Here is a 13,761-nt window from a genome sequence, read left to right as displayed (position 1 = left end):
CCGCCGGGGTCAGCCCGGTATCAGCTCAGTGGCCGCCAGGGCCCGTGCGGGTTGCCGGGCTCCTGGTTGCGGGTCCACCAAGCGGCCCGGTACCGCTGACCGCGGTGTTCCACCACGTCACCGGCCACGAAGATGCGGGTCGGCGTCCAGACCGCGGTGCCGTCGCCGGTCGTGGCGATCTCCTGCCACGGCCCGTTCGGGTCGCCCGGCTCCTGGTTCCGGGTCCACCACGACGCCCGCCAGACGGCGTCCCGGTGGGTCACCTCCTGGCCCGCCGTGTACACGGTGCCGGCGTCCCACGCGGGCAACGACGGCGTCTCGTCCACGGTGAAGGTGCTGACGGCACTGCGGGTCACGTGCCCCGCCCCGTCGCGCAGCTCGGCGTACCACTCGTAGGAGCCGCCCTTGAGGCCGTCCAGCACCACCGAGACCTGCTCGGCGCCGACCGCCGGCCGCACGTCCCCGACCTGCTGCCGAGCCCCGGCCGCGACGGTGAGCGACTCGGCCGCGAGGGTCCGCGTCGTGCTGCCGCCGAGGTCGATCTCCAGCGCGAAGTTCTCCGAGTCCGCGCCGTGGAAACCGGGGATCGCGCCCTCGGGCACCTTGTGGTGCCAGTTCCCGTCGGACGTCGCCTTGCCCAGCAGGGGAGACCAGGTGTTGAAGTACATCAGGTCGTTCTCGGCGTCGACGCTGATGTGCTTGAGGTACTCCTGCCCGCCGTAGACGCGCGACTGGTAGTCGGTCAGTACGCCGTAGGCCCGGTTGCCGCCCGCCGTCGCCCGCGAGGCGACGCCCGTGCCGGCGATGTGGCCGCCGAGCACCAGCTTGACGTTCGGGTACGGATCGACCAGCGCCCTGGTGACGTTGTCGTTCGACCAGCCGTTGACGCCCTGGTTCACCGAGTTGTGGTTCGCGATGATCACCGAGTGGTCCCGGTGAGCCTCGATGACCTTCTTGGCCCAGGCCAGCCCGGCGTCGCCGGCGTTGTCGGCGGAGAAGAAGCCGACGGTGAGCAGCAGCAGCTTCGCCCCGTCGATCTCGGCCGTGTAGTAGTAGTTGTCGATGTTGTCGCTGCCCCCGAACTTCCAGGGGCTGCCCTTGAGACTCTTCTCGAACCGCTCCATCGGGAAGTACTTCGGCAACATGATCCGGCCGTTGCGCGCGTCGGAGTAGTCATGGTTGCCCCACGAGATCATGTACGGCAGGCCCGCGTCCTCCAGCGCCCGCGCCGACGGCTCGGCGTTGACCCACTGGTACTCCTGCGACAGGTACTCGCGGTTGACCCAGTCGCCCGACTGCACCACCAGCTTGGTCTTGCGCTCCTTCGCGACGCCGGCGATGTACTCGAACTGGTGCGTCATGAGGTCGGGCGTCGCCTGCGCGTAGAGCTGGGAGTCCGGCACGTGGTCGAAGGCCCAGTCGTAGCGGTCGGCGGTGGGCATCGACTCGATCTTGTCGCCCTCCTGCCCCGGCAGCGCGGTCAGGCCGCGCCAGACCAGCAGGTGCAGCTTCCCGCCTGCCACCACGTTCTCATCGGCGCGGGCGGTCACGTCCAGCTCGACCGCCGCGCCGGACTTGTCCGACCCGGCGTCCTTGAGGATCCAGCGGCCGGCCGCGTGGTCGTACACGTGGGCGGAGACGGTGCGGTCGTCGCCCGTGCCCGTCCAGGTCAGGTGGAACTCCTGCTGCCCGGCCTGCTCGGCGGTCAGCGAGATCTCGTAGATCTGATACGGGTTCTCGTTCTTGCCCACGGTCGTCGGCAGCAGCTTGTCGCTGACGGTTCCGCTGCCGGGCTTCAGCGCGTCGGGCACCCGGTCAGGGGTGGTCCCGCCGCGTACCACGACGTTGGAGCCGTCGATCGGGATGGTCGGGCCCGCGTAGAACCTGGCCTCGACCGGCTCGCGGTCCTCGGTCTGCGGCGTCGCGCTGAGTGTGACGCGCCCGGAGGCGGACGCGGCGTCGTCGCTCACCTTCGGCGCGGCGGGCGCGACGGTGTCCTTGACCTCGACCGGCACCTCGATCGGCGAGGACCCGCCGTCCGCGCCCACGGTGAGCGTCTGCTTGCCGGTCTTGTTCACGGGCACCCGGATCGTGAACGGCCCGGCGTCGACCTGCCCGCCGAACACCTGCTCGCCGGCCACGTGCGCGGTGAGCACCGTGCGGCGGCTGACCGTGCCGGTCACCTCGGCCAGTCCCGCCTCCAGCGAACTGCCCGCGCGCGGGGTGCCGACCACCAGCGTCAGCCGCTCGTCGGCCCGCTCGGCCCGCGCGCCGAAGCTCACGGCGTCGCCGAACAGGTTCGCGTACCGGAAGGACTCGAAGTCGGGCGTGAACGCCACGCCCGCGATCTGCACCTCGTCCACCAGGCCGCGGAACGGCGACCTGATGGTGCCGTCGTTGCTGTAGTAGCCGCCGATCGTCGTCTGCACGGCCGGGTCGGAGAACGTGCTGCGGTACTCGACCATCTGGCTGTGCACCTCGCGGCCGTCCACGAACACCGAGTACGTCATGCCGTCGTAGGTCTGGGTGACCAGGTGTGGCTTGCCGTCGGCGGGGAAGCCGAACCGGTGGCTCAGGTCGACGTTGCCGAACTCCCAGCTGTTGCCCGCCAGGCGGGTGCCGACCTGCCGGTCGTCCGGCCGTACCCCCTGCCAGAAGGTGAGCTGCCCGTCACCGGTCGCGCTCTCCTTCGCGATCACGGGGGAGGCCGAGCCGAGCGCGGCCAGGTCCTCCTCGGTGAGCGAGTACACGCCGCTGATCGCGATGCGGTCGTGACCGCCGCCGACGTCGCCGGGGTACTGCAGGCGCGAACCCTCGAACCGCGCCTGGCCGGTGCCCCGCTCCGAGGCGCCGGTGGTCAGGTTCGCACCCACCACGAGGCCGGTCTGCCGGCCCGTCGAGTCGGTGCGGCGCTCGCCGCTCGCGGCGTCGCCGCCGAAGTGCTCGACCAGCGAGTACGCCTCGCCCCACACGGCCGTGGGGTCGTTGCCGGGCGCCCCGCCGCCGAAGTAGGCCCACACCTGCTGCGCCGACTTGGCGGGCAGGCGCGGCACCCGGACCCACACCGTCGAGGTGCCGCCCGGCTGCCAGGTCTCCACCTCGAACGGCAGGGGAGCGCCGTCGGCGGCGAAGAAGGCCAGCTTGTCCCGCGCGACGTCGGGCGCCGACGGGATGCGGAGCTGCACCGGCGTGCCCGTGAAGTCCGACGCCGTGTCGTTGCGGACGGTGACCACCTGGCGGGCGGTCGCGCCGGGGTCTGCCCAGGCCACGGTCTTGCCGTCGGTGGAGACCAGGCCGCCCAGCTCGCGCAGCCGCCGCTCGGCGGCCTCCAGGCGCGGCAGCCCGGTCAGTGCGCCGCGCTGCGCCTCGGTGAGGCCGTTGACGGCGGCGCGGGCCGCGGCCACCGCCTCGGCGTCCTTCAGCGTGACGTCGTCGGCGGCGGGCAGCTTCCCGACCACGGCGGCGACGGGGGAGATCGCACGGTCGATGCCGAAGCCGTCGAACAGGCGGGGCACGCCGCGCTCGCGGATGTCGTAGACGTTCACCGTGAGGCGGTCGGCCGTGACGTTGACCGCCGTGAAGTTCTCGCCAGGCTGCTCGCCGGTGCGGTCGAACAGCCGCAGGTACGGCTCCAGGTCCACGCCCTGCGCGCTGGTGGCCTGCGTGTAGTGCTTCGCGCCGGCGGTGTTCGGCAGGAAGTAGATGGTGCCCTTGGGGTCCACCGCGTACTCGACGCGCTTGCCGTTCCTGATCTCGGTGATCTTGGTGGTCTCGACGGGGCGGGCGCCCTCGACCCCGCCGGGGTCGGCGGCCAGCACCTTGGACCGGCTCATGACGTGGTCGTGGCCCTGCAGCACCAGGTCGATGTCCAGCTCGTCGATCACCGGGACGAGGGTGCGGCGCATCGCCATGACGTCCTCGTCGTCCAGGTGGTTCGCCGTGGTGTAGGTGCCCTTGTGCATGGACAGGACGAGCCACTTGGCGCCGGCGGCGCGCGCGGCCCCGGCGTCGGCCCGCAGCCAGTCGATCTGCTTCCTGGAGACTCCCTCGGCGCCGCCCTCGTTGGTGTTGAGCACCATGAAGTGCGCGCGGTTGTAGGTGTAGGAGTAGTACACGCCGCTGGAGCGGTCCTGGTCCTGCGGGCCCTCCAGGGTGAAGTGGTCGGCGAACGCGTTCGCCGCCGCGTCGTGGTTGCCCGACGCGGGCGCGAGCGTGGTGTTCAGCAGGCTCGGGCGGGCGGCGTCGAGCAGGTCCGTCCAGTCCTGCTCCCGGTCACCGGCCTCGACGACGTCGCCGTTGTGCATGACGAACTCCGCGTCCGGCACGTGCTTGAGCGCCTTGGCGATGGTCTGCGCCGAGAGCTCCGCCTCGGCCAGGTTCTGCGACTGCGTGTCGGTCAGGTCGATGAACGTGAAGTCCTCATCGCCGCCGGCCGCCGTGACGAACCTGCCGGTGACGCTCCACACCTGCTCGGTCGCGTTGCCCACGCGGTAGTAGTACGTGGTGCCGGGCCGCAGGTCGCGGGCGATGGCGCGGTAGAAGGTCTCGCCGTCCTCGCTCTCCTCGCGCTGCGCCTTGACGGTCACCGTGGCCGAACCTTCGGGGAACTCGCGGTCGGTGCTCAGCACGGCGACGGCGTCGCCCGCCTCCAGCGTGGAGTACCAGGTGAAGGCGCGCTGGGTGCCGGGGTCGCCGTGGAAGGTGGTGGTGATCCGGTTCGGCGCCTCGGCCGAGGAGACGTACTTCGGCACGGGATGTCCGAGCGTGCCGTCCCAGCTCCACTTCCCGGCGAAGTCCCAGCCGAGTGCGGCGTAGGTGGCCTGCCGCGCGAGCTGGTCGGCGGTCGCGTCGGTGCCGTGCTGGTTCTTGGTGCCGGGGCCGGTGACCGGCTGCCCGCCGATGGTGATCTCGCCGCTGGCGAGGTTGTCCTGCGCGGTCCAGCCGTCGTACCCGGTGTAGCCGACGACGCGGCCCGCGAAACCGTCGATCTTGCCCGTGTAGGCGATCGTGCCGGGCAGCGCGACGTTGCCGGTGAACGAGCTGCCCGAGCTCGGGTTGCCCGGGTAGGCCACGACGTTCGCGGCGTCGATGCCGCGGGTGCCGCCGTCGCCGCCGGTGGCCGCCGCGGTGAGGTCCGTGTCCACGAGGTTGTGGCGCACCGTCACGCCGTTGTTCGAGTACGACACCAGGCCGGCGGGCATCTTGTGCGCGCTGATCGTGCCGCGTACCCAGTTGTCGGTGACGGAGCCGCCGCGCAGCTCGGCGACCAGGCCCGCGACCTTCTCGGCGGCGGGGGCCTTGAGGTCGGCGTCGAGCACCGCGTTGCCCGTCAGGGTCGCGTTCGTGGCGACGACGGCGAGGCCGGCCACGAACCCGGCGCGCGTGCCGCCGTCGGCCGTGACGCCCGCCAGGGTGAGGCCGCGGATGGTGCCGCCGTCGAGCTGCCGTACCAGGCCGAGCCGGTCGGCCTCGCCGCCGGCGCTCGGCTGCGGCGCGTAGACCAGGCCGCTGATCTTGTGTCCCGCGCCGTCCAGCACGCCCTCGAAGCGGTTGATGCCGCCGAACGGCTCACGCCCGGCGAAGTCGAGGTCGGCGGCCAGGACGAAGTGCTTGTCGCCGGTGTAGCGCGCGTTGCCCGCGTTGAGCTGCGCGGCGAGCATCTCCAGGTCTTCGGCGGAGGCGATCTCGTACGGCTGCTCCGCGGTGCCGCCGCCGAACAGCGTCGGGGTGTACTGCGGCATCGGGTGGCCCAGCGCGTCGTCCCAGCGCCAGGCGTTGGTGAAGTCCCAGCCCAGACTCTCGTACGTGGCCCGCTGCGCGAGCTGCTCGGCCGTGGCGTCCGTGCCGTGCTGGTTCTTGGTGCCGGGCCCGGCGACCGGGTTGCCGCCGATCGTGATCGCGGCGTTGGCCAGGTTGTTCTCGGCCGTCCAGCCGTCGTAGCCGGTGTATCCGATGATGCGGCCGACGAACCCGTCGACCTTGCCCGTGTAGGCGATCGAGCCGGACAGCGCGACGTTCCCGGTGAAGGTGGACCCGTTGGGCGAGCCCGGGTAGCCGGCGATGAGCCCCGCGTCGTTGCCGCGCGTGCCGCCGTCCCCGCCGGGGACGGCCATCGTCAGGTCGGCCGCCACCAGGTTGTTCCTGATCCGGGAGTCCTGGTTGACGTAGGCGGCGATGCCGCCGGGCATCTCGGCCGCGTCCAGGGAGCCGGTCACGAGGCTGTCCTCAATGGTGCCGTTGTGCAGTTCGGCGACGATGCCGCCGACCTTCTCGGCGCTGTTGGCCGTGAGCTTCGCGCCGGTCACGGCGTTGCCGGTCAGGGTGGCGTCGGTGGCCACGACCGCGACGGCGCCGATCCAGCCGCCGGTGCTCGTCCCGGCGTCGGCCCGCACACCGTCGAGGGTGAGGTTACGGACCGTGCCACCGTTCAGGCGGCGGACCAGCCCCAGCCGGTCGGCCTCGCCGCCCGCCGACGGCTCCCTGACTAACTGAAGGCCGCTGATCTTGTGACCGGCGCCCTCGAACGTGCCCGTGAAGGTGTTGATGCCGCCGAACGTGCCTCCGCCGAAGTCGACGTCGGCGGTCATCCGGTAGGCCGCGCCGCCGTAGGCGTTCGGGTCCCCGTTGATGGCACCGGCGATGGCGCGCAGGTCGTCGGGCGAGTCGATCTGGTACGGGTCGCGAGGTGTGCCGTCGCCGTCGATCCCGGGCAACGGGACGGCCGCCCGGGCGGCGGGCAGACCCGTTCCGAGAATGAGGATGGCGCCGAGCGCGGCGGTGATGCGCGCGAGGGCGCGGGTGCGTGACAGCACATGAGAAGGCATGCGGTGAGTTCATCGATCATGGTTGAATGCGTTCCGGTCAGCCGGTGAAGCCGGGATGAACATCGCAGCCCGGGTCGATCAAGTGAGGAAAGATGGCCATGACCGGTACATGTACGTTCTGCGGCATCATCGCCGGCGAGATCCCCGCGGAGATCGTCTACGACGACGAGCACGTGGTCGCCTTCCTCGACATCTCGCAGGCGACCCGCGGTCACACCCTGGTCGTCCCCCGCGAGCACTGCCGCGACCTGACCGACATCGGCCCGGACCGCGCGGGCCTGCTGATGCGGGGCGCCGTGCACACCGCCGCCCTGCTGCGGCGCGCGCTGGAACCGGAGGGGATGAACATCTGGCACGCCACCGGCGCCACCGCCTGGCAGAGCGTGTTCCACTTCCACCTCCACCTGCTTCCCCGCTACGACACCGGGGAGCTCAGGCAGGCGTGGACGCATCGGGAGCTGCCGCTGTCGTCGCTGACGCCGCTGGCCGATCGCATCAGGGCCGCCGGAGACTGAACCCGCCGGGCCCTCAGGCGATGAAGGGGAGTTGCCGCCGCTCGACGCGGCCGAGCAGCGGCTGGCCGTTGAGCAACCGGCCCACCTCCGCGACGGCGAACTCTCCGAGGCGGCGCAACTCGCGGCCCTGAGCGCCGGCCAGGTGCGGGGTGATCAGGACGTTCGGCAGGGCGAAGAGCGGGTGGCCCGGCGGCAGCGGCTCGGGGTCGGTGACGTCGAGGACGGCGGAGATCCGGCCGGTGGCGCACGCGGCGGCCAGCGCCCCGGTGTCGATCAGCGAGCCCCGCGCGGTGTTGATGACGACCGCGCCGTCCGGCAGCAGGGCGAGCCGGCGGTCGTCGAGCAGGTGCCGGGTCTCGGGCAGGGCGGGGGCGTGCACGGTGAGGAGGTGGCTGCGGCGGCACAGGTCGTCCATGCCCACCGGTTCCGCGCCGAGTGCGGCCGCTTCGGCGGTGGTGACGTACGGGTCGTGCAGCAGGACCTCGACGTCGAACTGACGCAGCCGATCGAGGACGAGACGGCCGATGCGGGAGGCGCCGACGACGCCGACCGTGCAGTGGTGCAGCCCGGTGTCCCGGATCGCCGGCCATTCGCGGGCCGCGCCGGCGGCGTGGTGGCGGGCCCGGGTGAATACATGTTTCGCGCCCAGGACGAGCATGGCCATGGTGTAGTCGGCGACGGGCACCGCGTTGGCCTGCGCCGCGGAGGAGACGACGATCCCGCTGTCGAACACCGCGGTGTGCACGGTGCGCTTGACGGTGCCGGCGGCGTGGATGACGGCGCGCAGCCTGGGCGCGGCGGCCAGCACGGTGTCGTCGAGCCGCGGGCAGCCCCAGCCGGTGAGCAGGATGTCCGCCTCGGCCAGGGCCGCGGCGGCGGCCGGGCCGTCCAGCGAGGTGAAGGTGGTGGTCGTGTCGATGTCGACCAGTTGCCGCAGCCGGGTGAGGAGATCGGCGGGGAAGACGCCGCCGAACGCCCAGGGGGCGAGGGCGAAGACCGCGACGGGTCGCCGTGACACGGAGGGGTGCTCCTATCAGTCCACTGCGGATGTAACCGCTTCCTAGATTCGGTGCTCACCCTAGGGGGTGGCCTCCGGGCTCGCAATGGTTGGCCACCTCAAAGGCGCAGTGCATCAGCTATAACGGCCGCCGCCTGTCATAAATGACTCTTGACGAGGTTATGTAACCGTTTTATCTTCGTGAAAACTTCGTTTCGGCTCCGCGCCGCGAGAAGGGTGTTGATCGTGAGCATGACGCGCGTTCGTGGCGGCGCCGGAGCCACCAGTCCGCCTCCGGTGGCGAGACCACCGGTTCGCGCGGGCGTCCTGCGGCGCATCAGGGCCGACCGGGTGCTGCTGGCCATCGCGGTGCCGGGCCTGGTGTACTTCCTCGTCTTCCACTACGGCGCGCTGTTCGGCAACGTGCTGGCGTTCATGAACTACGTCCCGTTCCTCGGGATCGGCGGCAGCGAGTGGGTGGGCCTGGCGCACTTCGAGCGCATGTTCGCCGACCCGGAGTTCTGGAACGCGGTCGGCAACACGCTGTTCATCGCGGTGCTGCAACTCGTCTTCTTCTTCCCCGCGCCGCTGGCCCTGGCCCTGCTGCTGCACAGCATCGTGGGCGACACGGTCAGGAAGTTCGTGCAGAGCGTGGTCTACCTGCCGCACTTCCTGTCCTGGGTGATCGTGCTGGCGCTGTTCCAGCAGATGCTCGGCGGGGCGGGCGTGGTCAACGGCTGGCTGTCGGACCTGGGCGTGGGCGGCGTCTCGATCGTCGGCAACCCCGACGCGTACGGGCCGCTGGTGGTGGCGCAACTCGTCTGGAAGGAGTGCGGCTGGGCGACGATCATCTTCCTGGCCGCGCTGTCGCAGGTGGACGAGCAGCAGTACGAGGCCGCCGCCATCGACGGCGCGAACTGGGGCCGCCGGCTCTGGCACGTGACCCTGCCCGCGATCAGGCCGGTGATCGTGCTGCTGCTGGTGCTGCGCCTGGGCGAGTTCCTGTCGATCGGCTTCGAGCAGTTCTTCCTGCAACGCCAGTCCGTCGGCCCCGAGGCCGGTGAGGTGCTGGAGACGTTCGTCTACTTCACCGCCTTCGCCGGCGGCGACTTCGGGTACGCCGCCGCGGTCGGCCTGTTCAAGGGCGTGATCGGCATCGTGCTCATCTACACCGCCAACAAGGTCGCGCACCGGCTCGGCGAGCAGGGGGTTTACAAGGCATGAGCGTCACCCAAGCGCCGGCCTGGATGGGCCGGCCCAGCCCCGCCGTCCGCGCGCTGAAAGCGGTTGCACTGACCGTCGTCGTGCTGCTGGTGTTGTTCCCGCTGTGGACGGTGCTGGCCACCAGCCTGGCCGGCCCGCAGGAGGTCATCGACAACGGCGGCTGGGTGATCTGGCCGTCGGACTTCTCCTTCGACGCCTACGGCGACATCCTGGCCGGCGGCATCATCACGCGTGCCCTGCTGGTCAGCGGCGCGATCACGCTGATCGGCACGGCGCTCAGCCTGACCTGCACGATCGCGCTGGCGTACACGCTGAGCCGGCCCAAGGTGTACGGCGGCAAGCCGATGTTGCTGCTGGTGTTGTTCACCTTCCTGTTCCCGCCCGGCATGGTGCCGCTGTTCCTGGTCGTGCAGAGCGCGGGCCTGGTCGACAACTACGCGGCGCTGATCCTGCCGTTCCTGGTCAACGTGTTCAACCTGGTCGTGATGCGGGGCTTCTTCCAGTCGATCCCGCAGGAGCTGATCGACGCCGCCCGCATGGACGGGGCCGGCGAACTGGCCATCCTGCGCAAGGTCGTGCTGCCGCTGTCGAAGGCGGTCATCGCGGTGATCGGCCTGTTCTACGCGGTCTCGTACTGGAACCGCTTCTTCGAGGCGATCATCTACCTCAACGACCAGACGATGTGGCCGATCGGCACCGTGCTGCGCCAGTACGTCACCGGCGGCGCGTCCATCTCCGAGGCCGGCGGCGAGGCGGCCGCCGCCTCGCCGCAGTCGGTGCAGATGGCCGTGGTCATCCTGGCCACCCTGCCGATCGTGGTCGTCTACCCGTTCCTGCAGCGCTACTTCGCCAAGGGTGTGCTCACCGGCGCGCTCAAGGCCTGACCCCCGAAGGAAGTCTCGTCATGGACCACACCATCGATCGCCGTGCCCTCGTCAAGGGCGCTCTCGGCGTGGCCGCCGCGTCGCTGCTCACCGCCTGCGGGGGCGGCGGGAGCTCGTCGGGAGGGGGCGGCGTCTCCAACGCGGGCAGGAGCCTGACCCCGTGGCCGGCGTACGTGCCCTTCGACGGCCCCAAACCGGACGTGCCCGGCGACGCGTCAGGGGTGCAACCGCTTTACCTGAAGTATCCCGAGACGCTCGTGCAGTCGGTGAACAACGCCGTTGGAGACGGTTCCGTGGTCAAGGCCCTGGTGGTGTCCTTCGCCGCGCCGCCGAAGCCCGTGGGGGAGAACCGGTACTGGCAGGCCATCAACAAGGCGCTGAACGTCGACCTCCAGGTGACCGTGGTGCCCGACCCCGAGTACGGCCAGAAGATGACCACGCTCATGGCCTCGGGCAGCGACCTGCCGGACATCATCATGTTCACGAACCTCGCGCTGCCGCACGCGGCCGAGTTCGTCCAGGCGCGCTGCGCCGACCTGTCGGAGTTCGTCGGCGGCGACGCGATCAAGCAGTACCCGAACCTGGCCAACCTCCCCACCCACGCCTGGAAGGGCATGGGCCGGATCGGCGGCAAGATCTACGGCATCCCGCTGGAGCGCCCCAAGCCGGGCAACAGCCTGTTCGTCAACCGCACCGCCCTTCAGGAGGCCGGCATCCCGAAAGACTGGACGGCGGAGCAGTACCTGGCGGCGATGAAGGAGCTGACCGGCGGGCGCAAGTGGGGAGTGGGCTGGTTCAAGACGTTGTTCGGCGGGCTGAGCGCCGCGGCCTTCCACGCCGGCTCGTACGGGGCGCCCAACACCTGGTCGGCCGCGGGCGGCCAGTTCACCTCCACCATCGCCACGCCGCAGTTCGAGCAGGGCCTGGAGATGATGCGCAAGCTGGTGGAGGCCAAGGCGTACTATCCCGACAGCCTCTCGGTCAGCTCCAGCGACATGCAGAGCTACTTCCACAACGGCACGGTCGCCTCGATCCACGACGGCTTCGGGTCGACCAACCTGACCACCCTTACCAAGATCAACGGCAGGTTCGAGCTCGACCTCGGCCGGCCGTACGGGCCGCGGGCCACGCCCTGGCAGAGCGCCGGCATCTTCGGCTACGTCACCTTCAAGAAGGCCCCCGCCGACCGGATCAGGCTGCTGCTGCGCATCAGCGACTACCTCAGCGCCCCGTTCGGCACCAAGGAGTACGAGCTGGCCAACTACGGCGTCGAGGGCGAGCACTTCACCAAGGACGCCGACGGCATCAAGACCACCGACCTGTACGCCCAGGAGAACAACTCCACCCTGCCGACCCGCTACCTCGGCCAGGCCCCCACGGTCATCCACCTGCCCGGCTACCCCGACGTGGCCAAGGCCGTGCACGACTGGGAGAAGGCGATCCTGCCCAACAGCGTCGCCAGCCCCGCCGACGGCCTGCGCTCGGCGACCGCGGTGAGCAAGGGCGCCCAGATGGGCCAGATCGTCGGGGACGGCATCGCGGCGATCACCTTCGGCCGCAAGCCGCTGTCGGCGTGGAAGGACATCGTGGCCCAGTGGAGGCAGGCGGGCGGCGACCAGGTCGCCGACGAACTCGCCAAGGAGCACGCGGCCAACCAGTGACCACCCGGGAGCGGCTTCCTCTCGCCAGCTCATGATCCGCCACGCCTGTGCGACCTCGGCCCGGCCGTCGCGGAGGTGGCGCCGTCCCTGCCCATCCGATGGCCGGCGGGGGTTTGCATGTGCCCGCCGTTCGAGGAAGATCGGAGACACCGGCAGGGGAGGGACGGCATGGGCCGACGGCAGAAGCCCCTTGGTGGCTCGACCGAAGCCGAGCGGTTCGCGTTGCGGTTACGTGAGCTGCGGGCCGGGCGGGGCTTCACGATCCGGCGACTGGCCGACAAGGCGGGATACGCGCCAAGCACCCTGTCCAAGGCCGAGTCGGGCGATCAGCTGCCCTCCTGGGAGGTGACCGAGGCGTTCGTCCAGGCGTGCGGCGAGGACCCCGCCCCCTGGCGACCGGACTGGCTCGCCGCCTCCGCCGCCACGGCCGCCTCCGATCCCGGTACCGCTTCCGATCCCGGTACCGCCTCCGATGCCTCCGCCGACGCCGCTTCCTCCGTCCCCGCCGCCTCCGCTGCCGGTAGCGACGCCGCCCGCGTACAAGATCCGCCGGCCGCACCCGCACCCGCACCCGCACCTGCGCCCGCGAGCCGCCTGCGGCTGTACGTGATCATCGGCGCGGGGCTGGTCATCGCCGGGCTCGTCGGCGTCCTGATCCCGGTGCTGATCCCCGACGAGCCGCCCGCCTCCTCCGGCTCTCCCCTGCCGGCCAGGACGGGGGAGTGGCGGGAACTGGCGGAGGTGCTGCCCCCGGACCCGGACCGCCCCGGCGACGGCATGGATCCGATCCGCGCCGAGTGCGGTTCCCCCGCGGTCGCCGCGACTGTGATCACTCTGGACGACGTGCCCGTCCGGCTGCCGCAGGGCACCGACTTCGGCCGGCTGCGCCTCCGTCACCAGCCGGCCTGCCGGGCGAGCTGGGCGCAGGTCCTGGGTCCGCACGGCCCCGACCGGGCCGTGCACGTCGCCGTCTACCGCGCCGCCGACCAGGTGTTCGCGCCCAGCTCCTTCGGCGGGCAGGATTCGAGCAGTTACGGCAACATGCTCACGACCACTTCAGGCTGCGTGTACGCCGAGGCGTTCGTACGCACCCCGCAGGGCGACGGCCCCATCGCCCGCACCCGCTGCGCCTAGGACGTCAGCAGGGGCCGTGGTCATCGACGTTGCCCACCCGGACATTCCAGGCTCCGGGCACCATGTCGGTGTAGGCGTTGTCGTATCCGCGCGGCACCTGGAAGGTGCTGACGTAGTTGCTGCGGCAGGTCTGCACGTAGAACCCGGTTCCCGGCGAACTGCCGGTGATCCGCGCCCACGAGGCGTCGCACGAGCGGCTGTAGCGGCGCTCCAGCAGTCCGCTCCTGGTGGAGAGCCAGTAGGTGGTGCGGGCGTCTCCGGCGCACCCCTGTACGACCGGGTCCAGTCCGTTGCACCGCTTGCCGGTGCATGCTCGTTTCGTACCCTTGGCGGCCGAGCCGATGTCCTGCCCGGGCCCGCGGGACGGCCCGGGGTCGGTCTGCGCGTACGCCGTGGTCGCGGTCAGCAGAAGGCCGGCGGCCATCGTGACGGCGGCGAGGGCTCGGTACATGCTGCTTCCTCCTGGAGGTGCGGGGGATGTCACCTCGAGGATTTCCCTGTACGCAGCCCGTCAGGAAGGCC

Annotated in this window: 8 protein-coding genes; 5 read left to right on the top strand and 3 right to left on the bottom strand. The window is 71.0% G+C overall.

Annotation, left to right across the window (positions count from 1 at the left end):
• Positions 1-20: 20 nt before the first annotated feature.
• Positions 21-6,824, bottom strand: coding sequence for a DUF2341 domain-containing protein (locus AB0I81_RS01445; protein ID WP_360647994.1), 6,804 nt, complete (start codon positions 6,822-6,824; stop codon positions 21-23).
• A gap of 98 nt (positions 6,825-6,922) precedes the next feature.
• Between AB0I81_RS01445 and AB0I81_RS01440 the strand changes: the two genes are divergently transcribed.
• Complete coding sequence (locus AB0I81_RS01440) at positions 6,923-7,339, top strand: HIT family protein (RefSeq protein ID WP_360647991.1); 417 nt, start codon at positions 6,923-6,925, stop codon at positions 7,337-7,339.
• A gap of 13 nt (positions 7,340-7,352) precedes the next feature.
• Here the strand turns inward: AB0I81_RS01440 and AB0I81_RS01435 are convergent, their stop codons facing one another.
• A complete protein-coding gene (locus AB0I81_RS01435) occupies positions 7,353-8,357 on the bottom strand; it encodes a hydroxyacid dehydrogenase (RefSeq protein WP_360647988.1) in 1,005 nt (334 codons plus the stop codon).
• A gap of 231 nt (positions 8,358-8,588) precedes the next feature.
• On the opposite strand from AB0I81_RS01435, the gene AB0I81_RS01430 reads away from it, so the two are divergent.
• The 4 genes from AB0I81_RS01430 (at position 8,589) to AB0I81_RS01415 (ending at position 13,239) form a co-directional block, all read left to right on the top strand.
• Positions 8,589-9,560, top strand: coding sequence for an ABC transporter permease subunit (locus AB0I81_RS01430; protein ID WP_360650150.1), 972 nt, complete (start codon positions 8,589-8,591; stop codon positions 9,558-9,560).
• Positions 9,557-10,444 carry a carbohydrate ABC transporter permease gene (locus AB0I81_RS01425; protein ID WP_360647985.1) on the top strand — a complete coding sequence of 296 codons (888 nt, stop codon included), beginning with the start codon at positions 9,557-9,559 and terminating at the stop codon, positions 10,442-10,444. The genes AB0I81_RS01430 and AB0I81_RS01425 overlap by 4 nt, the downstream gene beginning before the upstream one ends.
• 20 nt (positions 10,445-10,464) lie before the next feature.
• Entirely contained in the window at positions 10,465-12,105 is a 1,641-nt protein-coding gene (locus tag AB0I81_RS01420; protein WP_360647982.1) for an extracellular solute-binding protein, read from the top strand.
• 168 nt (positions 12,106-12,273) lie between these two features.
• Entirely contained in the window at positions 12,274-13,239 is a 966-nt protein-coding gene (locus tag AB0I81_RS01415) for a helix-turn-helix transcriptional regulator (RefSeq protein ID WP_360647979.1), read from the top strand.
• A 4-nt stretch (positions 13,240-13,243) separates the two neighbouring features.
• Here AB0I81_RS01415 and AB0I81_RS01410 read toward each other — a convergent pair whose 3' ends face one another.
• A complete protein-coding gene (locus AB0I81_RS01410; protein WP_360647976.1) occupies positions 13,244-13,690 on the bottom strand; it encodes a DUF2690 domain-containing protein in 447 nt (148 codons plus the stop codon).
• Positions 13,691-13,761: the final 71 nt, after the last annotated feature.

Source organism: Nonomuraea sp. NPDC050404 (assembly GCF_040655495.1).
Classification (GTDB): Bacteria; Actinomycetota; Actinomycetes; order Streptosporangiales; family Streptosporangiaceae; genus Nonomuraea.
Note: the sequence above shows the minus strand (reverse complement) of the source record. Positions and strands in the feature narration are given on the sequence as shown.